A 23,876-nucleotide genomic window follows, 5' to 3' on the forward strand; every position below is an offset into this window, starting at 1 on the left:
GATTATTGGCGAATTTCAGGACTACTTTTATTGTGTAATTAAAACCCCCTCTGTTTCATTATGACTTTAATGCTAACCATTTTAATAATTACGATCCTTCTATTCATTTGGGGGAAATTTACGCCAGACATTGTTGCCTTAATATCAATGCTAAGTTTATTCTTCTTTGGAATCTTAAACTTAGAGGAAACATTAAGCGGCTTCAGTAACCCAACGGTTATTATGATTGCCGCTCTTTTTATTATTGGCGAAGGGTTATCTCAAACAGGATGGACTGCCTTAGCCGGTGAAAAGTTTATAAAACTCGCAGGAAAAAGTAGTACCAAATTGTTACTTATTACCACCTTTGGTTCTGGTCTCCTGTCTGGTTTCGTGAGTAATACAGGAACAGTGGCGACGCTTTTACCTGTGACTATTAGTTCTGCCTGGAGTATAGGTACCTTACCGTCTAAACTATTAATGCCAGTCGCCTTTGGTTCCAATACAGGGGGATTACTGACCTTAACCGGAACCCCACCAAATATCATCGTCAACAATACCATGATTGAAAGTGGTATGGAAGGCTTCTCTTTCTTTGAATTTGGACTTATTGGTTTGCCGTTATTAATTCTGGCCCTACTCTACTTCAAGTTTGTGGGACACCGTTTACTACCAGATAATAAAACCAATAATAAGCCAGTTGATATTAGTAGTACACTTCACAAATGGATAGAAGCATATAAAGTAGATAATGATTATTACCGTTTAAGAGTAAGATCTGTATCTCCACTTCTTAATACTAAACTGGGAGAATGGGAATTTGAAGAAAAATACAACGTTTCCATTCTAAGAATAAAAAGACGTTTCCCTAAAGTCCTGAAACCTAAGGAAGCCTTTATAGAATTTCCCGAAAATGATACAGAGTTTATGTATCATGACATTCTTACTGTTAAAGGAGATACCAAAGATATTAACGCCATCATGATCAAATTCCGACTAGGGCTTTTACCCTTGGAACCCATGGCAGACGAAATGCGTAATAATCTGATTAATCAGGAGGTAGGGATGTCTGAGATTATCGTGACACCAAAATCCTTGATGTTAGGTCAGAAATTACGAATTGGACAGTTCTTTAAAAGGGAGGGAGTTCAATTAATGGCTGTTTCAAGAAATAACAAACCACTTACGGATAGAGAAATTACAGTGAAAGCTGGTGATGCCTATCTAATTAGAGGTATTTGGAGCGATATAGAACGATTAAAATCACACCATGAAAATCTGGTGATTGTGGGTAGCCCTGAGGGTATGGCCAAAACCGTTACCAACCTCACTTTTAAATCCTACATCGCTTTATTTGCACTAATATTAATGGTGGTACTGTTAGTGTTTAATTTGGTACCCGGTGCCATTGCCGCATTGTTATCGGCAGGAATTGTTCTGGTAAGTGGTTGTGTACCTATTACAAAAGCCTATAAAGGCATAAGTTGGGTTAGCGTGGTTATGATTGCTGCAATGATACCTATGGGTGTAGCACTTCAAAAGACGGGAACTGCCGAATTACTCGCTAACGGCTTGGTAGATACGCTCGGAAGTATAGGACCTGTGGCCCTATTGGCTGGAGTCTTTATTTTAACAACAAGTTTTAGTCAGGTCATCAATAATTCGGCTACGGCCGTTTTAATGGCACCCATTGTCATATTAGCAGCGAACACGCTTGAAATCTCTGCTGCACCTTTTATGATAGCTGTTGCCATTAGTGCTTCCACAGCTTTTCTAACACCCGTTGGAACCACTACAAATGCTATGGTTATAACTGCTGGAGGCTATAAATTTTTAGATTATCTAAAGGTCGGCGCACCCTTGCTGATCCTTTTCCTAATAACAACATTATTATTAGTGCCAGTTATCTGGCCGTTTTAAAAACCTTTAAAATTTAAAATCATGGAAATGTTACTAAACCGTCCGGCTACGAAATCGATTTCGTTAGAAAAGTATGGCATTAACAATGCCACTGTTCACTATCAGCTAAGTGCTGAAGAATTACAAGCTAAGACTGTTGAATTAGGCATGGGCCGTGAAACTGCAAACGGCACCCTTGCTATCAACACTGGTAAATTTACCGGTCGCTCCCCTCAAGATCGTTTTTTAGTAGAAGATGATTACACCAGAGATCGTGTTTGGTGGGGCAAAACCAATAAAGGCATCTCACCAGAGAATTTCGATTTTCTCCAGGGTGAAATTGAAAATTATTTAAGTGGTAAAGAAATTTATGCCAGAGATGGATTTGTATGTGCTGATCCTAAGTATCGTATGAGTGTAAGAACCATTACAGAATATCCTTGGTCGAACATGTTTATTTTTAACATGTTCTTACGTCCTGAAGCGAGCGAATTAGAGAACTTTCAGGAAGATTGGTTAGTGCTGTGTGCTCCTGGATACGAATGTCCAGATCCCGCAAAATATGGCTTACGCCAGGGTAACTTCTCTATCCTTAATTTCACCAAAAAAATAGCACTGGTAGGTGGTTCTGCCTATACAGGTGAAATGAAAAAGGGAATTTTTTCTGCGCTTAATATGATCCTTCCAGTAGATAAGAATGTACTACCAATGCACTGTTCCGCCAATGTTGGGGAAAAAGGTGATACGGCTATATTCTTTGGTCTTTCAGGAACTGGGAAAACGACGCTCTCTGCTGATCCAGATCGTAAGTTAATTGGTGACGATGAGCATGGATGGACCGCTGAGAACAGCATCTTTAATTTTGAAGGTGGTTGTTATGCTAAGGCCATTGATCTTACTGAAGAAAAAGAACCAGACATCTATCGCGCTATTAAACCTGGCGCCATTCTTGAAAATGTCATCTTCAAAGACAATAATGAAGTTGATTATATGGATAGTACGATTACTCAGAATACGAGAGTTAGTTATCCTATTTATCATATAGACAATATTCAAATGCCATCTTATGCTACTAACCCTAAGAATATATTCTTCTTAACCTGTGACGCATTTGGTGTTCTACCTCCATTATCTAAATTAACGCCAGGGCAAGCTGCCTATCATTTTATTTCTGGGTATACGGCTAAGGTAGCTGGTACTGAGGCTGGAATTACAGAGCCTGTTCCATCCTTCTCAGCTTGTTTTGGTGAACCATTTATGCCATTACACCCAACAGTATATGCAGAAATGTTAAGTAAAAAAATGCAGGAAGCCGGTGTAAATGTTTGGCTTATAAATACTGGATGGTCAGGTGGTCCATACGGTGTAGGATCCAGAATTAAATTAAAATATACCCGTGCAATGATTACCGCCATTCTAGAAGGTGAATTGGATAATGTAGAATTAGAGCAGCACCCAATTTTTGGTTTATACATGCCAAAATATTGTCCAAATGTACCAACTGAAATGTTAGACCCAATGAACACTTGGCTTCAGAAGGGTGGTTACATTAGCAAGGCTATTCAGCTAGCACATTCATTCCATCTAAACTTTGAAAAATTTGCCAGTGAGGCATCTAAAGAAATAATAGAGGGAGGTCCGCTAATTGATGAGCACCATCAATTAACAGATCACGTTTAATAATTCCATGACTTGAAGGGGCCCTCCTCGGGCCCTTTCTTATCATTTAATTATTTAGAACCGGCTCAGTTTTCTGAGCTTTTTTTATGGCTTGTTTGATATCTTGTTTTAGGTCTTTGAGCTCCTCAATTCCTACTGAAAAACGAATTAATCCATCAGAAATTCCAATAGCATCACGTTCCTCTTGTGTTAAAAGAGCATGAGACGTCAAATGCGGAGAAATAACCGTACTCTCAACCCCTGCCAAGCTCATAGATGGTTTTATTAGTTGTAAGGATTTTTGAAAATCCTCAGCATTGATGTAATCTTTTAACTCAAAGGACATCATTGCGCCAAAACTGTGCATCTGCGACTTCGCTATTTTATGCTCTGGATGTGACTTTAGTCCTGGATAGTAAACCCTTGAGACATCTGGGTGTTTGGATAACCATTTGGCTATTTTCATGGCATTCTTACTTTGTGATTTAACGCGTAATCCCAAGGTTTTCATACTGCGTTCCAACATCCAAACTGTCATATCGCTTAAACTACCACCAAAATTCCTGGCCACATGCCAGATTTTATCCATGTGATCAAAAGAACCAGCCACAGCACCTGCACAAATATCAGAGTGTCCACCAAGGTATTTAGTAGCCGAATGCATTACCAAATCTACTCCTAATGCTATAGGATTCTGATTAACTGGAGAGGCAAAGGTATTATCAATGGACGTAAGGATACCCTTAGATTTTGCCATTTGAGTCAAGCCATTGATATCCGTAACCGTCATTAAGGGATTTGATGGAGTTTCAAAATGAATCAGTTTGGTATTGGGTTGGATAGCCGCTTCAAAGTCATTTACTGAATAACCATTTGTGAAGGTATACTCAATACCGTATTTTGGAAACTCTTCCTTTATAAAATTAACCGTTCCGCCATATAATGTATTTTGAACCACCAAATGATCCCCTTTGTTCAAAAAAGCTAGGAACATAGTGCTGATTGCCGCCATTCCAGATCCAAAAATAAGGGCAGATTCCGCACCTTCTAAAGCTGCTATTTTTTTGGAGAGGAATTCCTGATTCGGGGTGTTAAAGTACCTGGGGTAACGCTTTACCTCAACATCTAAAAATTCATAGGATGAACTGAGATACATGGGTGACACTGCTCCTTTAAATTGCTCATCTTTAACCTCACCCACATGGGTACAAATCGAGTTTAAACCTAATTTTAACTTTGACATACCATTAATTTTAAGAAATTAAAAATACGACTTAGTTGTCATTTGTTTTAGACTTTAACTAATTTCCATTTACCCTTTTTAAACCAAATGATTCCAAGAATTGCGATTAATACTTCAGCAAGTGTTATAGCAAGAAAAATACCCATAGGACCAAAATCGAGATTTAAAGCCATGAGATAGGAAAATGGTAGTTGAAATAACCAGAAACACACAAAATTGATATAGGTTGGCGTTCTGGTATCTCCAGAACCATTGAAGGCGTTAATCACCACCATACCATATCCATAAAAAATATAACCAGAAGAAATAACTCTAAGACATAAGGCTCCTTGACGTACCACCTCGGGCTCCTGGTTAAAAAGGAACATGATTTCTGGTGCAAAAATCAAATATATGATGGACACTAAGCCCATAAAGATGGCGGAATACTTACCGGTCTTCCAAACAGACTGCTCTGCCCTATCGGGTTTTTGTGCACCAAGATTCTGACCGACCAGAGTGGCAGCTGCATTACTCATACCCCAAGCTGGTAAAAAAGTAAACATCATAATTCTTATTGCAATGGTATAGCCAGCCAGAACCTCACTTCCAAACTCGCTCATGATACGCATTAAAAACACCCAGGACGAGGTACCAATAATAAACTGACCGATTCCCCCAAGGGATACTTTAATGAGATTTAGCATAACTTCAATACGTAAAACAAGATCTTTAAATCCAATTTTAATACGACCCCAACCATTAAAGAGCACTAGTAATTGAAATATGACGGCCGTACCTCTACCAATGGTCGTTGCTACAGCAGCACCCATGACACCGTATTCAGGAAAGGGTCCAATTCCAAAAATAAATAGTGGATCTAAAACAATATTGAGTCCATTGGAAACCACTAGAGCCCACATGGCCACACTAGCGTCACCCGCTCCTCTAAAAATGGCATTGACTAGAAATAGGAGCATTATGGTAACATTCCCAGCCATAAGAACCTGGGTGTACCCATAACCTTCAGCTATAAGATCTGGTTCACCTCCCATAAGGCTTAAAATATCTTTAGGGTAAAAAACACCTATGGCACTTACCCCCAGAGATACCAGTATGCCTAATATTATTATCTGGACTGCCGCTTGGCTAGCACCCTTTTTGTCCTTTTCTCCAATACGTCTTGCCACAACAGCTGTTGCTGCCATACTTAAGCCAATAGCAACTGCATACACGAGGGTAATCACAGATTCAGTAAGGCCAATAGTAGCTACAGCATTAACACTCACCTGCGATACGTAGAAAATATCTACGATAGCAAAAATGGATTCCATGAGCATTTCCAGGATCATGGGTACAGATAGCATAAATACGGCTCGTCTGATGCTTCCTGAGGTAAAGTTTTGTTCTTTGCCTGAAACTGCTTCTCTAAATAATTGAAATATACGTTTGATTGAATATGATTGCATTCTAAAATTGATAAAGTTAGTTAAGTGAATTACTTATCCGCCAAGCTATACTCAGCGGCAATTTTTCTTTCCGGAAGTTGGACTATGCAATCATAATGGCACAAATATGCACATTATTTTTTTATTCTAAAGACTGTATACCAAGGAAATAAGAAAAACAATGCTCCATAACAAAGTCCGGACCCAATTATAACGGACTAATTTTATACAAGTATTAGCCTCTGGTTGACCCATATCAATCCTACGGTGAAGGGGAACAAACAGCATAAAGGTCAAAATCCAAAGGATACCAATTAGAAGTACACTTAAAAGCGTGTACCAGTTTACCAAGGCCACAAGTTGCCAAATAGATAGTATCAGTTGGGTAAACATTAAAGGCAAGACAATATAGGTCACCCTGATGGTGTACTTCCGATGCCAAGTTATTAACTCTTTTTTTGGGTAATACTGAAAGCTAGGATATATAACAAGTTGTACGGCCCATATAAGCACCGCAAATCCAAAGTCTACCAGCAATCTCAAAGCATCTATTGACATTTGATTAATCTTTAACCTTCCAGGCCCATAAAATGAGCAAGGGGTGAATAACGAGAAGACGAGCCCAGGCGATCCAGGGATCCACACATAAGGAATCATTAACACATGATCCTGCCTGAATAAAATATACATGCGAAGGAATAAAGGCAATCAACATCACTATAAGCCCCTTAACAGCAAGAGCTCTTAGAGGAGCTATACCAACTCCAATAGCCAACATAATCTCAGCTATTCCTGATACGTAATTAATAATTTTTGGAAAAGGCAAGTATGGAGGAATCAATTCGTAATAAAAATCTGGATTGATAAAATGATAGGTCCCTGCAAAGGCATAAAAGCCAATTAATGCATAGCGCAAAGAATTATTTAGTGTAATTGCCATTTGTAGTCTTTATGAACCTTTCGTAAAATTAGGTAAAAAGGAATCCACCAAATAAAATCATTTGTGATTAGGGTATAAAGAAATTCAAATGGGATATCCCCATTCGCGTAGTTAAAGAAAAAGCCTAATGGACCAAAAATTTTTCCTAAAAAGCCCACAGCAACAATAGGCCAATGTCGCATAGGATCAAAAGAAGCCCACCAGTAGCCTAATCCGTAAACTCCAATTACCATACCCATGCCCTGCCAAACCATGGGATGATTTAGAGGCTCCATTCCAACGAGATTAAAAAAATGATTGGGAAATAAGACCACCCAAGCCCCCCAGATCAGGTTATAAACGGCCGCTAATTTTAAAGTTATCTGCATTGCTTTTTATGCAAAGATAAGTCCTAAATTAGAGATGAAATAGGCAAAAAGATAATCTATATGTTAGGAAATAAAGCGCTTATTCCTTATCCACACGATCGTAAGCACGAATCATCAAGACGGCCCATAAAACAACTAAGGCGATGACCACAACGGAGAACCATAAAACTATATCATTCGCCACCATCGTCTACAAGTTTAAGGTAGATCATAACTCCCAATAATGTTGGGGCCCATAGGCCAACAAAAATACCGTGAAGTTGATCTCCTGATAAGAATAAGTACTCAGCTACAATAATAATAACGGCACATAAAAGCAGCATTAATAAATTTCCAGTGCCTAATTTTTTGAAGAAGTTCATTCTAATTATTGTAAGTCCAAATTTAATAAAAAATTAACTCCATTGAGAGTGTAGACGAATTCTTATTAATTGAATTTAAAGTTTTTATTCTTTCTGAAGGCGAAATAAGCAATTAGCGCAATGATTACCAAAGTAATAGCTATAAACTGGAAACTAAGAATTTGATCTCCACTAGCATAGGAATGCAAGCCAGATAGATAGAAATTCACCCCAAAATAAGTCATTAAAATACTTCCAAATGCCAAAACAGACATAAGGTTATACAACCATTTTCCTCTCAGTCCAGGTATTAAACGCATATGTATTACAAAGGCATAGATCATAATGCTAATTAAAGCCCAGGTTTCTTTAGGGTCCCATCCCCAATAACGACCCCAACTTTCATTAGCCCACATACCACCAAGGAAATTTCCAATGGTAAGCATCACCAGACCTACTGTTAAAGACAATTCATTGATGATGGTGAGTTCCTTAATATTGAGTTTCATTTTCTTCTCATTGGAAGCCGTGGTAAAAATCATAAGGAATAAGGCGACAACACCCAGTACCATTCCCAAAGCAAACGGTCCATAACTACCAACAATCACCGCCACATGGATCATTAACCAGTAACTATTTAGCACGGGTTGCAAGTTAGCAATAGCGGGATCCATCCAATTCCAGTGTGCTACCATTAAGATCATAGCAGTTACAAAGGTTGTTGAGGCCAGTGTGAGTGCACTTTTACGACCAAATAACAGTCCAAACAACATAGTTGCCCAAGCCACATAAATCATGGATTCATAGGCATCACTCCAAGGAGCATGACCAGATAAATACCAACGCACAGCAAGCCCTCCAGTATGCAGAACAAATAAGAAGACAACAACCCCTTGTAAAATTTTAACAGACCGGTCAATTGGTTTACTGTGATCTTTAAAAATCTGAACGATTAGCAAAATAAACAGTAATGTCCCTGCATAGAGATACCAACTGAACAGCTTTTTGAAAATGTCGTAGCGATTGTAAAGAATTTCAGTCTTTATTTTCTCATCAGACAGCATAACATCTGCCCCATATTTTACTTGGGTTTCTTTGATCGCTCGTATTAATTCTTCCGGTTTGGAATAATCGCCAGTGGTCTTAGACTGATTTAAGGTTATGAGATAGGCACTTTGGGCATTATTGATAAAGTTACCGTACAAGGTATCTTTAATTTGTTCTCTGTAAGCGCCATTTCTAAAATCATAGGAGGATATCCATTTATTGTTCTCATCCTCAGGTACAGGGTAAAACTTTAAGGATTCCCCTTCTATAATATTAAATAGAAGACTCACACGCTTATCAGCTTCCATAAATTCCTTCTGATGCCCATTAGGTACTTGGGCTCTATAGGCATCTTCCAGGTATGGTCCTAATTTGTAAAAACCTCTGTCTGTAAAAAAGTCCACAAATCGTGCGTACTTCTGGTCCTTTGGCAGCCCAATTAAGGATCGTATAGAATCTGCTTTTCGAGGCTTCATGTAGATAATAGGAACATTAGACCATAATTGGGGACTCTCTTGTATGGATATTAAAACCTGTGTGGCATCATAAGAGCTGTAGGTATCACTCTTAGTGAGTTTTCTTAAAACCTCAGAAGCAAAGGTATTAACAGGCATCATTCTACCGCTGTAATCTTGAATAACCAGTTCTCCAAACTTATCAGCGTGTTCTTTGGGAGTGATGTTCTTTTCAAGAATGGAATCAATCTGTGCTTCAGTCAAACTTGCCATCGGATTCATCCCGTGGTCATGACCATCGTCCGAGCTATGTTCCTGAGCATAGCCCCCTAAAGACATTAATACAAGTCCGGCGGCAAATAATTTAGCTTTCTTCTTCTTCAGCTTTTCAAGTTGCTTTCGCAGCTCATCAAAACGCGTGTGACGTGCAAACATTATGGCCAACAATCCAAAATAAAGTAACATATAACCAATGTAAGTGATAATAGTGCCCCATTTATCATTATTCACAGATAGAATGGTTCCTTTTTCATCGGGATCAAAACTAGCTTGAAAAAACCTGTAGCCTTTATGATCTAGCACATTGTTCATATAAATATGATAATCAAAGTTACCATCTGTTTCATCAAAAACCGTGATTTTACTTTCGTATGAGGAATACCCCTGCTCTGTTCCGGGGTAACGCTCGGCAATAAAATCATTCAATTTTATGCCAAAAGGTAATTCCAAGACCTTGGATCCGTATTGTACTGAAACCTGCATACCGCCGACTTCAACCTCCTCAAATCCATTGTAGTTTCCTTTTCCACCCAATAAATTCACCAGTTTCTCATCACCATTGGCAGATACTTTTAATTGTACACCGTCTTCATCATTTTTTAAAATGGTTGATTTTTTAACTAATTCAAATGTTCCTTTAACTACAGGTTTAGGAAACACCAGTTGCATGTTAGCAATAATGTACCTGGATCTTAGTGCCAAAGGCTGTATACTATCTTTAGCAAGTTGCCCAGTTGCCATAGTAGCCATAGTCATATACTGGCCCTCAAATGGGGATTGAATAAACAGGCCTTCCTCATTATTAGTAATATTGATAGCTCCTTCAACGGGGTTATTGAGTGATATAAGCACATTATGAAGACTTGATACTTCACCATCTTTAAGAAAATGATTGTGTGGACGCCCATCTCCTGCTTCTACAATTTTTAAGTAGGCTTCACCGTCGTCTGAAGGAACAATATCTAATTCTGCCCCAGGAACAAATTTGACGAGTTCAAAACTTACATTATTGGACCCGTAATCAAAAGTCTCTGAAAATGAGTTCGTTAAACGGGGAGAGAAATCCACTAGTGCGCTGAAATTACGTTGTTGTAATTGTCCGTTAATTTCATAATCCCCAACAATGCGCCCGCTAATGTAGGTATCTGTAGATAAATATTGATTTTCAGTAGCACCTTCTCTAATAGACATCATCCCCTCGTAACCAATGTATCTGGTTACAAAAGCTCCTACCAAAATAAAGATGAATGACAAGTGTAATGTGAGTGTGGCCCATTTTTCGACCCTCCAGAGTTTAAAGCGGAAAATATTACCCACAAAATTGATGACAAAAAAGACCATAATAGCCTCGAACCACCAGGCATTGTATATCAAATTTCTTGTGTAGGGAGTTGGTGAGGTATCCATATTTCTGTCCAATATGGTACCTACGGCCATTGCTACAGCAAATACAATAAATAAAACCGCTGTAAGGCGTGTAGAAAAGAGGAAATTTGCAATTTTTTTCTGCATAACAACAGGCTATTTTAAGCTCGTGCAAAGATAGGTGATTTGGAGGTTTCTCAATAAGGACATTCAAGTTTAGTCTTATTTAAAATAGTTATAGGTAAAATATATTTTTTTAGATTTTAAAAACAACCCTCATTTTTAGTTAATAAGTATGTTTAAAGTTAAAAGCTTCCTCTTTTTTGTATTGATGGAGTTGGCTATTTTTACCCTATGATTGCAGTAGTGTTATTAGGAGCTGGAAATGTTGGACAACATTTGTTTGAAGCGATAAAAAAAAGTTCAGATACTGAGGTTGTTCAATGGTATAACAGAGATATCGCTAAACTACAGCCATTCAAAAACGAAACGGATATTTGCGATTCTATTGAAAGTCTTAAAGAAGCGGATATTTATATCATTGCTGTGAGCGATGATGCTATTAAGAACCTAGCTCTACAATTGCCCTTTAACGACCGTCTTGTAGTGCATACCTCGGGAATGACCAGCATTCATGATCTTGACAAATCCTTGCATCGAGGTGTCTTTTACCCCTTACAAAGCTTCACCAAGGGAAAGCCCATTGACTTTAAAAAGGTCCCTATTTGTCTGGAAGCTTTAAATAAACAACACTACGTGATTTTGCAACAACTGGCAAATGCTTTAGGATCGAAGAGTTATAAAATCAATACCGAACAACGTAAAACGTTACATCTTTCAGCAGTATTCGTAAATAACTTTGGCAATCAACTTTTTAGAATCGCACACGAATTAAGTGATGCTAAAAACATCAACTTCGAGATATTAAAACCTTTAATTGTTGAAACTGCCGATAAAATAAATGAATTGTCTCCATATATGGCACAGACAGGGCCGGCAGTGAGAGGTGATAAAAAAACACTAAAACAGCATTTAAAAGAATTGGATAATAGTCCTCATAAATTGGTTTATGAATTAATGACTCAATCCATAAAAAGAACACATGGAAAACGATAAAAGCTATAAAGAACTTCTACCAGACATATCAACCTTTATATTTGATGTAGACGGGGTTTTAACAGATGGTTCTGTTACGATTACGACATCAGGTGAATTACTTCGTAAAATGAATATAAAAGATGGCTATGCACTAAAAACGGCAGTTGATGCTGGATTTAATGTCTGCATTATATCTGGAGGATCCAATGAGGGAGTTCGTAAGCGATTACAAGGGTTGGGAATAACTGACATATATCTCGGAGCACATGATAAAATTGAGCAGTTGAATGAATATTTTGATATTTACGATATTGACTCTGAACAAGTGATGTATATGGGTGATGATCTGCCCGACTTTTATGTGATGCAACAAGTTGGTTTACCATGTTGCCCTCAAAATGCAGCGCCAGAAATAAAATCTATATCCAAATATATTTCACACAAAAATGGAGGTGAAGGATGCGTTAGAGATATTATCGAGCAAACTTTAAAAGTCCAGGATAAGTGGTTGGAAAACTACAATGCCAAATATGATTAATTAAATTATAGAATCATCCTACGAAAACGAAGACATAAACAAGGCATGGGGCATTTTGGAATTGGATCCAATCAAGGCAATGCTACCCAGAAAGCTAAAAAACCATTTTCTGAATATAAAGAGCGTTTGGATTTAGAAGCACACCTGCACTATCAAATGGATTTTCTACATGTGGATCTTACGAAAGAAGAGAAACAGCAAATAAAAAATAATATCCGAAAACAGGAGCGTAGGATTTTTATAAGAACCTCCATTATAAGTGTTGTGTTGTTTATCGGTGTTGCATACGCCGCTGTTCATCTTATTACTAAAATTGTTTCTCGCTAATCCCCATTTATGGCATTCTTAAATCTAATTCGTTGGAAAAACCTGCTCATAATCGCCTTGGTTCAACTCCTAATTAAGTACACCTTACTTGAGCCCTTTATTGAAATTACTGGTCTTTCAACTACTCTAAAACCTATTGGTTTTATAACTCTAGTTCTTGCCACATTATGCATTGCAGCTGCCGGGTATATCATTAATGATATATATGATACAACTGCTGATAGCATCAATAGGCCTGAAAAATTGATTGTAGGCATAAGTATTTCTGAAAAAGTTGCAACTCGCTGGTTCATTGCCCTAAATGTAATTGGGGTAGGCCTTGGTTACTTGATATCCTCACAAATAGGCAAATCGGATTTCTTTGCTATTTTCATAATCATATCAGGAATGCTCTACCTTTACTCTGCATATCTAAAGCAGTACTTATTTATCGGCAATATTGTTATTTCAGCTTTTGTTGCATTGAGTATTTTACTTGTTGGTATTTACGATTTACTACCGGGCTTGAATGGTGCCAATCGAGAGATGCAATTAACCTTTTTTGATATTATTCTGGATTATGCCTTTTTTGCCTTTTTAATTAACCTTTTAAGGGAGATGGTAAAAGATATTGAAGATACCAAAGGTGACAAAGCCGCCGGTTATCGGACCATAGCAACCCAGTTTGGGGTCACTATCTCAAAATACATCTGTCTAGGATTGAGTTTATTAAATACAGCTTTAATTATAGCATATCTTATTGAGTATTTTTATAAGAATAATGCGTTAGTTATCTATTTTTTAATTCTTATCATAGCACCCCTACTGTTTATCTCAGTTCGATTACTTCAAGCAAAGGAAACTATTCACTATAGTCGCATAAGCTCATTGCTAAAAGTCATCATGCTTACGGGGGTGTGCTCCATGATTGTTTTTAATCTCACCCAATCATAAGATGCTGCAGGAGTTCCTTAAAAATCATCGCATCATATTGGCTTCAGGATCCCCTCGAAGACAAGTGTTTTTTAGAGAATTAGGGATTGACTTCACAGTTAATTTAAGACCAGTTGATGAAGTTTTTCCAGATCACTTAAAAGAAGCTGAGATTAGTGATTATTTGGCTGCCCTAAAAGCCAAAGCTTTTGATGGAGCTCTTAAGCCTAATGACATTCTTGTGACCAGCGATACCATCGTTTGGCATAGAGGTTTTGCTTTGGGCAAACCTCTTAACAGAGAGGAAGCCATATCAATGATCCAGGGACTTAATGGAGACACCCATAAGGTCATTACTTCTGTTTGCCTGACATCAACTAATAAACAAGTAGTATTTAACGATACCACCCTAGTAACATTTATTTCTCTTACCAAGGATGAAATTGAATATTATGTAGATAATTACAAGCCTTATGACAAGGCTGGCTCCTACGGTATTCAAGAATGGATAGGTTCGATAGCCATTTCAAAAATTGAAGGCAGTTATAACAATGTCGTTGGACTACCAACACAAAAGCTATATGAAACGTTAAAGGACTTTGCAAGCGTTTAATTAGAGGGTATTTTTGCATTAAATTTCAGTTTATGAGCAGATTATTAGTTGTTTATGCATCCGCTATATTAATGATCTTAGTGCAGGGATGTGGCAACAAGCAAGAGCATCCAACTAAAGTCATGGCTATTACCAACAACTCCGAAATCAGGGAGACACCCCAAGTCAAAAAAATTCCACTTTCCAAAGAATTTAAATCCTATTGGTATAATGGTCAGGCGGAAATATCCTCTTTTGAATTGGCCCAGGAACGCTATGGTGAAATTAGACAAGGGTCTGCTGTTTTAATTTATGTTACCGAGGATTTTTTGCCAGAAAAACAAGTCAAGGCTGACAATTACAGTAAATCCAATACACCCATTCTAAAACTCAACAGTACCAAAAAATTTAACACGGGTATTTACCCCTATTCCATTATGGAAAGTAGTTTCTATCCAGTTGGTCAGCAGTCCCATGCACTTAAAGTATCCGCTTCGGTCCAGGAATGGTGTGGTCAAGCCTATTCGCAAATAAATAATCGCGAGAAATTTGAGGTCAAATCTCACTCTTACTTTGAAACTGAAGCCGACCAATCCTTTGAAATAGAGAAAGCTCCGCTGGAAAATGAAATATGGAACATCATTAGAATTGATCCGACCAAATTACCTACTGGTACTTTTGAGATGGTGCCTTCCTTGGAATTTGCCCGTTTAAGACATAAGAATATTAAGGCCTATACTGCGAACGCTACCTTAGAAAATGGCTTATATACCCTGGTATACCCAGAACTTGGACGAAAATTAGTTATCAAGTACAATTCTGACTTTCCCTATGACATTCAAGGTTGGGAAGAATCGAATACGATTGGATATGGCGCCCAGAAACGAATATTGACCTCTAAAGCCACTCGTTTAAAATCAATACGTTCTGCTTATTGGTCAAAAAATAAAAATGCTGATCTTCCTTTAAGACAAGAGCTCATGTTGGATCAATAGTTTTACAAGCACCGGTTGGCTTTACAAATTCGTTAAATAAAATCTAAAAGCCCGACCCTCACCTCGTAACTTTTCTATATTTGGAAGGTTTCAAACTAACAACCTCATGAGTAAACTAAAACTCATTGCCCTTCTTTGCTTTTGTGCATTGTTAAGAATAGAAGGGCAGGCTCCTCAACGCTATTCCGCGTCCGAAATTCACGATGCCATACAGAAATTAAATGTCCTTGCTTCAGTTTTATACGTTGCGGCACATCCTGATGATGAAAACACCCGATTGATCGCCTACATGGCCAATCAACAAAAGGCACGAACCGCATATTTGTCCTTAACACGTGGAGATGGTGGTCAAAATTTAATTGGTCCAGAACTAAGAGAGTTATTAGGCGTCATGCGTACTCAGGAACTTCTAGCTGCCCGACGCGTTGACGGTGGAGAACAACGATTCACAAGAGCTAATGATTTTGGTTATTCCAAACACCCAAATGAGACCCTAAAAATATGGGATAGAGACCAAGTCCTAGGGGATGTCGTTTGGGCGATAAGAACTTTTAAACCCGATGTCATAATCAATCGATTTGATCACAGAACTCCTGGCACAACACATGGTCATCATACTAGTTCAGCAATGTTAAGTTTTGTAGCATTTGAATTGGCCAATGATGCAGATTCCTACAGCGACCAACTTGATTACACGGACCTATGGCAACCTCAACGGTTATTCTTCAATACATCGTGGTGGTTTTATGGTAGCAGAGAAAATTTTGAAAAGGCTGATAAGTCTCAAATGACAAGTTTCGATATTGGCGTTTACTATCCTTCTAAAGGAATGTCAAATAATGAGATTGCCTCAATAGCGAGTAGTCAACACCTATGCCAGGGATTTGGGCGTTTAACCACCAGAGGTACTCAGGAGGAATACATTGAGTTATTGAAGGGGCGTCCACTGCCAGAGGATAAGAACATTTTTGAAGGCATCGATACGACCTGGAGTCGCGTTCAAGGAGGAAGTGCGATAGCCGATATTTTGGTACCAATTGAGAATAATTTCAATTTTACAAACCCAGAGGCACACTTACCACAACTTTTGAAGGCCTACCAATTATTACAAACTATAGAAGATGAGCACTGGAAAGCTATTAAGTCAAAAGAACTTTTAAAGATAATTGAGGCCTGTTCTGGAATGTACCTGGAAGTTTCAGCAAGCACGCCAATTGCTGCCCCAGAAGAGAGTATTTCGTTGCGAATTGAAGCCATCAACCGAAGCAACACCGATATCGAATTGGCCTCTTACAGCATCACATCAATGCCTTCAGTTATTCAGAAGAATGTAAAGCTGGATAACAATACCAGATTGACCTTTGATGAGACCATTATGATTCCAAAGGATGCCGCCTATACCACCCCTTACTGGTTAGAAAAGAAAGGAAGCCTGGGAATGTATCGGGTGGACAATAGAGAACTGATTGGAAAACCAGAAACCCCAAGAAGTTACTTCGTCAACTTTAACTTATCATCTAATGGGCTAAACTTTACCATCTCTAAACCAGTTATTTACAGGTATTCAAAACCAGATAAAGGTGAGCTATACAGACCTTTTGAGATTGTACCACCAGTATCTGCCAAACTTGCCGAAAAAGTATATCTTTTTGAAACAGGAGATGAGCGCGACATTGAAGTGTTGATAAAAGCCGATATCAATAATTTTAAAGGTTCTGTATCCCTGGCCTACCCTAACGACTGGAATGTGTATCCGGAATTCATTCCTGTTTCCATAGAAAATAAGGGAGACGTTAAAGCCGTGAGTTTTAAAGTAATTCCACCAAAAAATCAAAGTGAAGGATTAATCACCCCAATGGTTAGCCATAATGGTGCCATCTATACGGATGAAATCATTGAGATTGACTATGAACACATACCTTTTCAAACTGTGAAGATGCCAAGCGAAAGCAAAGTGGTTCGGTTAGAAATAGAAAAGCGAGGCAATTCAATTGGCTACATTCAGGGGGCTGGTGATGTAGTTCCTGAAAGCCTTAGGCAGATAGGATATAAGGTAACCACCATACCAACCGAAAACATAACAGCTGAACAATTAGTAGAATTTGACGCCATCGTCGTTGGCATTAGGGCTTACAACGTTGATGACAATCTTCAGTTTAAACAGAAGTACTTGTTAGATTATGTAAAAAACGGCGGAAACCTTGTGTTGCAATACAACACAAGTCGAGGTATCAAAACTAAAAACTTAGGCCCCTATCCTCTCAAGCTTTCAAGAGACAGAGTGACCGATGAGAATGCAGAAGTTCGTATTCTGGACACCAATCACCCCATTTTAAATTATCCCAACAAAATAACGAGTAAGGACTTTGAAGGATGGGTGCAGGAACGTGGACTCTATTTTCCAAACGAGTGGTCTGATGAATATACACCGCTATTGTCTGTAAACGACAACGGAGAATCAGCCAAAGAAGGTAGTTTGTTAGTAACTAAGTACGGTAAAGGCTATTATATTTATTCCGGCTTGAGTTTCTTTAGAGAGTTTCCAGCAGGTGTCCCTGGAGCATATCGCCTTTTTGCAAATATGTTATCAGCAGGAAAGGAAGATAGCTTGGAAGCCAATACTATTTCAGACTAAATGACTAATTTAAATCAATCACAACCAAAAGAAAAATGGCGAAAAATGTACAGTATTGTACTAATAGCCAACCTTGTTTACGTTTTGCTCTTTTGGATAATTACCTCCGTTTATAATTAATATGGAAGGCTTTAATAAACTTCATTGGGAAGATTGGACTGTTCTCCTTTTAACCTTGCTGACGATTGTTTTATACGGCACCTATAAAACGAGAAAGCAACGAAATGTACAGGATTATGTTAAGGGCGGGAGCACTTCTAAATGGTGGACAATAGGTTTATCCGTTATGGCCACTCAGGCCAGTGCCATAACTTTTCTTTCAACTCCTGGCCAGGCTTTTCATTCAGGTATGGGATTTGTACAATTTTATTTTGGAGTACCTATTGCCATGGTAGTCATATGTATGGTGTTTATTCCATTGTACCATAAATTAAAAGTCTTTACAGCTTACGAATATTTAGAGTCCAGATTCGATAAAAAGACCCGTATTCTTACTGCTATTTTGTTTTTGATTCAAAGAGGACTAGCCGCGGGGATAACAATTTTTGCTCCTGCTATCATCCTATCTGCTGTCTTAGGCTGGGATTTGACCCTGCTGAATATTGCAATAGGAATCCTGGTTATTATTTATACCGTATCAGGTGGCACCAAGGCCGTAAGCATGACGCAAAAGCACCAAATGGCTGTAATCTTCACAGGAATGTTCATCGCATTTTTTCTGATTTTAAGCTATTTACCTGATGACATTACCTTTAGTAAAGCGATTGAAATCGCTGGTGCCAGTGGGAAAATGGAGGTTCTTGACTTTTCTTTTGATTTTAATAATCGCTATACAGTTTGGAGTGGTCTTATTGGTGGAACCTTTTTAGCACTTTCTTATTTTGGAACGGATCAAAGTCAGGTGCAGCGTTACTTATCGGGTAAATCTATTAAAGAGATGCAATTAGGGCTCTTATTCAATGGCTTACTTAAGGTGCCTATGCAGTTTTTTATTCTTTTAGTAGGTGTGATGGTTTTTGTTTTTTATCAGTTTAACGCCTCACCTATCAACTTTAATCCTAGTGCAGACGAAGTTATTGCCAATTCATCCGTTGCCAGTTCCTATGAGAAACTAAAACAGGATCAGGCGCTTCTTTTTGAACGCAAAAAAACACTAATCAATTCTTATGCAGATAAGGCATCAAAGGACTTACAAGCGGATTTACGTTTGGTTAATGAGCAAGATCGTGAAATACGAAATAAGGCTCAAGATCTAATTGCTCAGGCTTCAGAAGAATTAGACGTTAAGGTTGAAACTAATGATAAGGACTATGTGTTTATCCATTTTATTTTAAACAACCTTCCAAAAGGTCTTATTGGTTTATTATTGGCGGTCATCCTAAGTGCAGCTATGTCTAGTACGGCAAGTGAACTTAATGCATTGGCTTCTACAACGGCATTAGACCTCTATAAACGTAACACTGATAAAGACTTGAATGATTTGCAAATGGTCAACATTACCAAGTGGTTTACCTTTGGATGGGGTGTTTTGGCAATTATTATTGCCTGTGTTGCCTATCTGGCAGACAATCTTATCCAACTAGTCAATATCATTGGTTCCATTTTCTATGGAAACGTTCTTGGAATCTTTTTACTAGGGTTTTTCTTCAAAAGAATCAAGGCTAATGCCGTCTTCCTAAGTGCTATTATTACGCAGTTGATAGTTATTGGATTGTACTTAATGGACGCATTTGATATCATTAATCTCCCCTATTTATGGCTGAATTTTGTCGGTTGCATTATTGTAATAACAATTGCTCATCTCATCCCTAGTTCAAGAACAACTTAAAAATAATGAGAGTTCAATGGGGTATCCTGGGAACAGGAAAAATAGCGTCTAAATTCGCTTCCGAGTTTCAATTTATTGCCAACTCTAAAATTCATAGTGTTGCTTCTAGAAGTCTTGAAAAAGCAAAATCCTTTGCTAGAGACCATAATATCGACACGTACTTTGGTTGTTACCAGGAGCTTTTAAAGGAACCTGAGATTGATGCCATTTATATTGCTACACCGCATAGTCTGCATTGTGAAAATACCCTTGCCGCCTTGAAAAATGACAAATCGGTATTATGCGAAAAGCCATTAGCAATGAATTTGAAGGAAGTCAATTTAATGACAAACAAAGCCAAAGAAAAAGAACTATTGTTAATGGAAGGTTTATGGACAGCTTTTCTACCACATTTTCAATTTGTTTTGAGACATATTAAAACGGGGCAATTAGGTAAACTCCAAAGTCTAACAGCTGATTTTGGATTCCCTATAACAGAAAATCCACATTCTAGGCTCTACAAGAAATCATTAGGTGGTGGTAGCTTATTGGATATTGGTATTTATCCAGTATTCCTGGCATTGTCTTGCATGGGCAAACCAGAATCGATAGACGCTAGAGCAGATTTTTTTGAAAACGGTGTTGATAAATCTTGCGAAATAACTTTTAAATATAATGATGGTCGAGAAGCGATTTTATCTTCAACTTTTGCTAAGCACACCCCAACTGAAGCGATCTTGAAATTTGAAAAAGGGGACCTAAAAATAAATAGTCGTTTCCATGAGCCTACCTCCCTTGAACTTATAACCTACCCCAAACAACAATCAATAAAGTTTCCAGCAAGAGGAATAGGTTACAGTTATGAAATTGAACATTTCAATGAACTTATAAGAAATAAAGAGACGCAGAGTCCAATCATGAGTTACCAAATGAGTTCTGAGCTAATGTCTATTTTGGACAGGATTAGAGCCAAGATTGGCCTTGTTTATTAATTGAAAAAGCACGACCTGAGGATCGTGCTTTAATTTAATGCTATTTAAAAATTGATATTACATGGCGCCCCACTCTTTGAGCGACTCTGTATTCATTTTAATATAACCATCATTCTTAGCTTTTTTAGCCCCTTCTAATGACGCTTTAGCTGCTTTGATAGCACCATCTTTATCACCATTAGCAGCGTGGATTAAAGATTGTTGTCTTAAATACCAGAAGCGAGGCTGGTCTGAAGTCATATCAACAGCTTTATCAATCCAAGTCATAGCTTGATCTAAATCTTTGTTTGCCGCCAACTTATATACAGCTGCAGAATAGTAATCGTCTGGACTTGGACCAGCCATTGTTTTTTCAATAGCTGCAGAAACCATTTGATCCGTTGGAACGCTAAACGGTACTGCTACATATGTTTTTTCCCAAATAAGATCTAGCGTAGCAGAATCATGTTTGATGTTATTAATATCAATACTGAAAGTCTCAACAACCCAATCTAAATTGGTAACATCTACCGTAGTTTTTGCTACCACCTTAGCATCATCCCAGTTTCTTGGGGTACCCCAATTGGTAGTTTCATTGTAAAGCATAACATCCCAAGTTTTTGGATTTGGAACTACATACAACGCATATTTTCCAGCTTTGACCTCTGTGCCACCGAAAACAAAATCAGTTGAAAAATTAATTGTTGTGTTAGCATTTGCACCGGTTCTCCATACTTTTCCATAAGGCTCTAAGCTTCCGAAAATAGTACGGCCTTTTACACCAGGTCTTGAATACTCAATAGTAATATCAGTTAGACCAACTTTTTGTTCAATTTTACTCGCTGGACTCGGTTGTGGGGTTTCTAATTGCGCATTAACATTAAAGACAAAAGTCAATGCACAAACTAAAAGCACTAATTTTTTCATATGTAAGTTTTTAATTGGTTTTTGTGTGAATGCTTAAAATTACAACATCTCCTCACCTTAGTTGTTAACAAATCCCTAAAAATCTATCTGGCGACAGGCCCTATAAATTAAAATTAACAGAAAATTATCTCCGAATTGTTTTAATTAATCGTAATATTGCAATAAATAAATAAAGAAGTGTTATGGGGGTTACTAAAACAGAAATTTTTACCGAGGCTCAGAATGAAATAGCCACTCTCGCTAAAGCTTTTGCTCATCCAGCCAGAGTAGCCATTTTGCACCACCTTTTCAAATCCAACACCTGTATTTGTGGAGATTTAGTGGATGAAATAGGCTTAGCTCAAGCTACCATTTCTCAACACCTTAAAGAGCTAAAAACTATTGGAATAATTAAAGGAAATATAGAGGGTACGAGCGTTTGCTATTGCATTGATACAGAAAACTGGACGCGCATAAAAAATACTATAACCGCATTCTTAGATAACCACCCTACCAATATTAATTGTTGTTAAGTAAAAAATAAACGTATGTTATTATCAGAAATTAAGACTGCTCTTGAGCAGATAGAAAAAATTGTGTTTGAATTACCAGATGGTTCGGTGGTTCCACAACACTTCCATGTAACCGAAGTTGGAAATATCTCAAAGCATTTTATAGATTGTGGAGGTACTGAAAGAAAAGAGGATGTTATCAATTTTCAATTGTGGACCGCTGATGATTTTGATCACCGTCTAAGTGCGCAAAAACTGCGTGATATTATTGCGCTTTCAGAAGAGGTATTGAATTTAGATGACTTACCAATCGAAGTGGAATATCAAGGAGATACTATTGGAAAATACGGTCTAGAATTCAATGGAACCACTTTTAAATTAACAACTAAACAAACAGATTGTCTGGCAAAAGACAATTGCGGTATTCCTACAAATAAACCGAAAGTGAGATTATCGCAACTTCAGGCGCAAACATGCTGTGAGCCTTCATCAGGTTGTTGCTAAATTTCAAGTATCACATTTATGAAAAGACTAGGTTTTTTAGACCGTTATCTGACGTTATGGATCTTTTTGGCGATGGCAATTGGTGTCGCCTTGGGTTTCTTTATTCCAAGTATTTCAGAAGTTATTGATTCCTTTAGTGTTGGAACCACCAATATTCCTATTGCTATTGGCCTTATTATTATGATGTATCCGCCTTTAGCCAAGGTAAACTATAAACTACTTCCTAAAGTGTTTAAAAACACTAAAATTTTATCCATCTCACTTGTTCTCAACTGGATTATTGGACCAATCTTGATGTTTGTTTTGGCCATTACCTTTTTACGAGACTATCCTGAGTACATGGTTGGTTTAATCCTGATTGGACTGGCACGCTGTATCGCTATGGTTTTGGTATGGAACGATCTTGCTGAGGGTAGCTCTGAATATGGAGCAGGTCTAGTTGCTTTAAATAGCATTTTCCAGGTTTTCGCATACAGTTTTTATGCCTGGCTTTTTATCACTAAACTCCCACCGTTATTTGGGTTTGAAGGAGCGATAGTCGATATATCCATTGGGACCATAGCAGAAAGTGTGGCAATTTATTTGGGAATACCTTTCCTTTTAGGAATCCTTTCAAGAGTTATTCTAGTCAATTTTAAGGGGGAAGAATGGTATACTCAAAAATTTATCCCAACCATTTCTCCGCTAACTCTAATAGCTTTGTTATTTACTATTGTTGTCATGTTCTCATTAAAAGGAGAATTGATAGTTGAAATTCCAATGGATGTTATAATCATTGCCATTCCCCTACTGGTGTACTTTGCACTTATGTTCATTATTGGATTCTTTTTCACTAAAGCCATGGGCGGTGAATATGACAAAACAGCGGCAGTTGCTTTTACAGCTGCTGGTAATAATTTTGAGTTGGCAATTGCAGTCGCCATTGCCGTTTTTGGATTGAATTCTGGACAAGCATTTACAGGAGTCATTGGCCCATTAGTGGAGGTGCCAGCCTTAATATTGTTAGTGCGCGTATCCTTCTGGCTAAGAGATAAATATTTTAAAAAAACATCAGCCGAAATAAGCAATTCTAATTAA

Annotated in this window: 22 protein-coding genes; 14 read left to right on the top strand and 8 right to left on the bottom strand. The window is 37.9% G+C overall.

Annotated features, from left to right (window positions below; genetic code table 11):
- The first annotated feature begins 69 nt into the window (after positions 1 to 69).
- Positions 70 to 1,899 (top strand): SLC13 family permease, encoded by a 1,830-nt coding sequence (locus tag DN064_RS12985; protein WP_262509180.1) that lies wholly within the window; start codon positions 70 to 72, stop codon positions 1,897 to 1,899.
- A 27-nt stretch (positions 1,900 to 1,926) separates the two neighbouring features.
- Entirely contained in the window at positions 1,927 to 3,558 is a 1,632-nt protein-coding gene (pckA, locus tag DN064_RS12990) for a phosphoenolpyruvate carboxykinase (ATP) (RefSeq protein ID WP_394347484.1), read from the top strand.
- A gap of 46 nt (positions 3,559 to 3,604) precedes the next feature.
- On the opposite strand, the gene DN064_RS12995 is transcribed toward pckA, so the two are convergent.
- From DN064_RS12995 to ccsA, 7 genes are all read right to left on the bottom strand, one after another.
- The gene (locus DN064_RS12995; RefSeq protein ID WP_115463097.1) at positions 3,605 to 4,780 is read right to left on the bottom strand and encodes a trans-sulfuration enzyme family protein; all 1,176 of its coding nucleotides are present in this window, start codon (positions 4,778 to 4,780) and stop codon (positions 3,605 to 3,607) included.
- 47 nt (positions 4,781 to 4,827) lie between these two features.
- Positions 4,828 to 6,228, bottom strand: coding sequence for an MATE family efflux transporter (locus tag DN064_RS13000; RefSeq protein ID WP_115463098.1), 1,401 nt, complete (start codon positions 6,226 to 6,228; stop codon positions 4,828 to 4,830).
- A 126-nt stretch (positions 6,229 to 6,354) separates the two neighbouring features.
- Positions 6,355 to 6,765: a hypothetical protein gene (locus DN064_RS13005; RefSeq protein WP_115463099.1), complete on the bottom strand. Its 411-nt coding sequence runs from the start codon at positions 6,763 to 6,765 to the stop codon at positions 6,355 to 6,357.
- Positions 6,766 to 6,769: 4 nt separating this feature from the next.
- Positions 6,770 to 7,147, bottom strand: a complete 378-nt coding sequence (locus DN064_RS13010; RefSeq protein ID WP_115463100.1) for a DoxX family protein — start codon at positions 7,145 to 7,147, stop codon at positions 6,770 to 6,772.
- Positions 7,132 to 7,515 carry an alkyl hydroperoxide reductase gene (locus DN064_RS13015; protein WP_115463101.1) on the bottom strand — a complete coding sequence of 128 codons (384 nt, stop codon included), beginning with the start codon at positions 7,513 to 7,515 and terminating at the stop codon, positions 7,132 to 7,134. The genes DN064_RS13010 and DN064_RS13015 overlap by 16 nt, the downstream gene beginning before the upstream one ends.
- 173 nt (positions 7,516 to 7,688) lie before the next feature.
- Positions 7,689 to 7,877 carry a hypothetical protein gene (locus DN064_RS13020; RefSeq protein ID WP_115463102.1) on the bottom strand — a complete coding sequence of 63 codons (189 nt, stop codon included), beginning with the start codon at positions 7,875 to 7,877 and terminating at the stop codon, positions 7,689 to 7,691.
- A 65-nt stretch (positions 7,878 to 7,942) separates the two neighbouring features.
- Positions 7,943 to 11,149 carry a cytochrome c biogenesis protein CcsA gene (ccsA, locus tag DN064_RS13025; RefSeq protein ID WP_115463103.1) on the bottom strand — a complete coding sequence of 1,069 codons (3,207 nt, stop codon included), beginning with the start codon at positions 11,147 to 11,149 and terminating at the stop codon, positions 7,943 to 7,945.
- A gap of 207 nt (positions 11,150 to 11,356) precedes the next feature.
- Here ccsA and DN064_RS13030 point away from each other — a divergent pair, with 207 nt between their 5' ends.
- The 9 genes from DN064_RS13030 (at position 11,357) to DN064_RS13070 (ending at position 20,898) form a co-directional block, all read left to right on the top strand.
- A complete protein-coding gene (locus DN064_RS13030; protein WP_115463104.1) occupies positions 11,357 to 12,118 on the top strand; it encodes a Rossmann-like and DUF2520 domain-containing protein in 762 nt (253 codons plus the stop codon).
- A complete protein-coding gene (locus DN064_RS13035) occupies positions 12,105 to 12,638 on the top strand; it encodes a KdsC family phosphatase (RefSeq protein ID WP_115463105.1) in 534 nt (177 codons plus the stop codon). The genes DN064_RS13030 and DN064_RS13035 overlap by 14 nt, the downstream gene beginning before the upstream one ends.
- Positions 12,639 to 12,683: 45 nt before the next feature.
- On the top strand, positions 12,684 to 12,965 hold the full coding sequence (locus DN064_RS13040) for a hypothetical protein (protein ID WP_115463106.1): 282 nt from the start codon (positions 12,684 to 12,686) through the stop codon (positions 12,963 to 12,965).
- 9 nt (positions 12,966 to 12,974) lie between these two features.
- Positions 12,975 to 13,898 carry a geranylgeranylglycerol-phosphate geranylgeranyltransferase gene (locus tag DN064_RS13045; protein WP_115463107.1) on the top strand — a complete coding sequence of 308 codons (924 nt, stop codon included), beginning with the start codon at positions 12,975 to 12,977 and terminating at the stop codon, positions 13,896 to 13,898.
- A gap of 1 nt (position 13,899) precedes the next feature.
- Positions 13,900 to 14,490: a Maf-like protein gene (locus tag DN064_RS13050; RefSeq protein ID WP_115463108.1), complete on the top strand. Its 591-nt coding sequence runs from the start codon at positions 13,900 to 13,902 to the stop codon at positions 14,488 to 14,490.
- Between the two features lie 32 nt (positions 14,491 to 14,522).
- Complete coding sequence (locus tag DN064_RS13055) at positions 14,523 to 15,464, top strand: septum formation inhibitor Maf (protein ID WP_232827497.1); 942 nt, start codon at positions 14,523 to 14,525, stop codon at positions 15,462 to 15,464.
- Between the two features lie 106 nt (positions 15,465 to 15,570).
- Positions 15,571 to 18,099, top strand: coding sequence for a PIG-L family deacetylase (locus tag DN064_RS13060; protein ID WP_115463109.1), 2,529 nt, complete (start codon positions 15,571 to 15,573; stop codon positions 18,097 to 18,099).
- 121 nt (positions 18,100 to 18,220) lie between these two features.
- The gene (locus tag DN064_RS13065) at positions 18,221 to 19,927 is read left to right on the top strand and encodes a sodium:solute symporter family transporter (protein ID WP_115463110.1); all 1,707 of its coding nucleotides are present in this window, start codon (positions 18,221 to 18,223) and stop codon (positions 19,925 to 19,927) included.
- Positions 19,928 to 19,932: 5 nt separating this feature from the next.
- Positions 19,933 to 20,898, top strand: a complete 966-nt coding sequence (locus DN064_RS13070; RefSeq protein ID WP_115463111.1) for a Gfo/Idh/MocA family protein — start codon at positions 19,933 to 19,935, stop codon at positions 20,896 to 20,898.
- Between the two features lie 57 nt (positions 20,899 to 20,955).
- Here DN064_RS13070 and DN064_RS13075 read toward each other — a convergent pair whose 3' ends face one another.
- The gene (locus tag DN064_RS13075) at positions 20,956 to 21,804 is read right to left on the bottom strand and encodes a DUF2911 domain-containing protein (RefSeq protein WP_115463112.1); all 849 of its coding nucleotides are present in this window, start codon (positions 21,802 to 21,804) and stop codon (positions 20,956 to 20,958) included.
- A gap of 182 nt (positions 21,805 to 21,986) precedes the next feature.
- Here DN064_RS13075 and DN064_RS13080 point away from each other — a divergent pair, with 182 nt between their 5' ends.
- From DN064_RS13080 to arsB, 3 genes are read left to right on the top strand one after another with little or no spacing between them, the layout of a single operon-like run.
- Entirely contained in the window at positions 21,987 to 22,316 is a 330-nt protein-coding gene (locus DN064_RS13080; RefSeq protein ID WP_115463113.1) for an ArsR/SmtB family transcription factor, read from the top strand.
- A 15-nt stretch (positions 22,317 to 22,331) separates the two neighbouring features.
- Positions 22,332 to 22,799, top strand: a complete 468-nt coding sequence (locus DN064_RS13085) for a DUF6428 family protein (protein ID WP_115463114.1) — start codon at positions 22,332 to 22,334, stop codon at positions 22,797 to 22,799.
- A gap of 18 nt (positions 22,800 to 22,817) precedes the next feature.
- Positions 22,818 to 23,876 carry an ACR3 family arsenite efflux transporter gene (arsB, locus tag DN064_RS13090; RefSeq protein WP_115463115.1) on the top strand — a complete coding sequence of 353 codons (1,059 nt, stop codon included), beginning with the start codon at positions 22,818 to 22,820 and terminating at the stop codon, positions 23,874 to 23,876.

It is taken from the genome of Winogradskyella aurantiaca (assembly GCF_003362725.1).
In the GTDB taxonomy this organism is placed as follows: domain Bacteria; phylum Bacteroidota; class Bacteroidia; order Flavobacteriales; family Flavobacteriaceae; genus Winogradskyella_A; species Winogradskyella_A aurantiaca.

Excerpts from the sequence above, each read along its gene's own strand:
- DN064_RS12985 (WP_262509180.1), top strand. The coding sequence starts at position 70 with ATGCTAACCATTTTAATAATTACGATCCTTCTATTCATTTGGGGGAAA.
- pckA (WP_394347484.1), top strand. The coding sequence starts at position 1,927 with ATGTTACTAAACCGTCCGGCTACGAAATCGATTTCGTTAGAAAAGTAT.
- DN064_RS12995 (WP_115463097.1), bottom strand. The coding sequence starts at position 4,780 with ATGTCAAAGTTAAAATTAGGTTTAAACTCGATTTGTACCCATGTGGGT.
- DN064_RS13000 (WP_115463098.1), bottom strand. The coding sequence starts at position 6,228 with ATGCAATCATATTCAATCAAACGTATATTTCAATTATTTAGAGAAGCA.
- DN064_RS13005 (WP_115463099.1), bottom strand. The coding sequence starts at position 6,765 with ATGTCAATAGATGCTTTGAGATTGCTGGTAGACTTTGGATTTGCGGTG.
- DN064_RS13010 (WP_115463100.1), bottom strand. The coding sequence starts at position 7,147 with ATGGCAATTACACTAAATAATTCTTTGCGCTATGCATTAATTGGCTTT.
- DN064_RS13015 (WP_115463101.1), bottom strand. The coding sequence starts at position 7,515 with ATGCAGATAACTTTAAAATTAGCGGCCGTTTATAACCTGATCTGGGGG.
- DN064_RS13020 (WP_115463102.1), bottom strand. The coding sequence starts at position 7,877 with ATGAACTTCTTCAAAAAATTAGGCACTGGAAATTTATTAATGCTGCTT.
- ccsA (WP_115463103.1), bottom strand. The coding sequence starts at position 11,149 with ATGCAGAAAAAAATTGCAAATTTCCTCTTTTCTACACGCCTTACAGCG.
- DN064_RS13030 (WP_115463104.1), top strand. The coding sequence starts at position 11,357 with ATGATTGCAGTAGTGTTATTAGGAGCTGGAAATGTTGGACAACATTTG.
- DN064_RS13035 (WP_115463105.1), top strand. The coding sequence starts at position 12,105 with ATGGAAAACGATAAAAGCTATAAAGAACTTCTACCAGACATATCAACC.
- DN064_RS13040 (WP_115463106.1), top strand. The coding sequence starts at position 12,684 with ATGGGGCATTTTGGAATTGGATCCAATCAAGGCAATGCTACCCAGAAA.
- DN064_RS13045 (WP_115463107.1), top strand. The coding sequence starts at position 12,975 with ATGGCATTCTTAAATCTAATTCGTTGGAAAAACCTGCTCATAATCGCC.
- DN064_RS13050 (WP_115463108.1), top strand. The coding sequence starts at position 13,900 with ATGCTGCAGGAGTTCCTTAAAAATCATCGCATCATATTGGCTTCAGGA.
- DN064_RS13055 (WP_232827497.1), top strand. The coding sequence starts at position 14,523 with ATGAGCAGATTATTAGTTGTTTATGCATCCGCTATATTAATGATCTTA.
- DN064_RS13060 (WP_115463109.1), top strand. The coding sequence starts at position 15,571 with ATGAGTAAACTAAAACTCATTGCCCTTCTTTGCTTTTGTGCATTGTTA.
- DN064_RS13065 (WP_115463110.1), top strand. The coding sequence starts at position 18,221 with ATGGAAGGCTTTAATAAACTTCATTGGGAAGATTGGACTGTTCTCCTT.
- DN064_RS13070 (WP_115463111.1), top strand. The coding sequence starts at position 19,933 with ATGAGAGTTCAATGGGGTATCCTGGGAACAGGAAAAATAGCGTCTAAA.
- DN064_RS13075 (WP_115463112.1), bottom strand. The coding sequence starts at position 21,804 with ATGAAAAAATTAGTGCTTTTAGTTTGTGCATTGACTTTTGTCTTTAAT.
- DN064_RS13080 (WP_115463113.1), top strand. The coding sequence starts at position 21,987 with ATGGGGGTTACTAAAACAGAAATTTTTACCGAGGCTCAGAATGAAATA.
- DN064_RS13085 (WP_115463114.1), top strand. The coding sequence starts at position 22,332 with ATGTTATTATCAGAAATTAAGACTGCTCTTGAGCAGATAGAAAAAATT.
- arsB (WP_115463115.1), top strand. The coding sequence starts at position 22,818 with ATGAAAAGACTAGGTTTTTTAGACCGTTATCTGACGTTATGGATCTTT.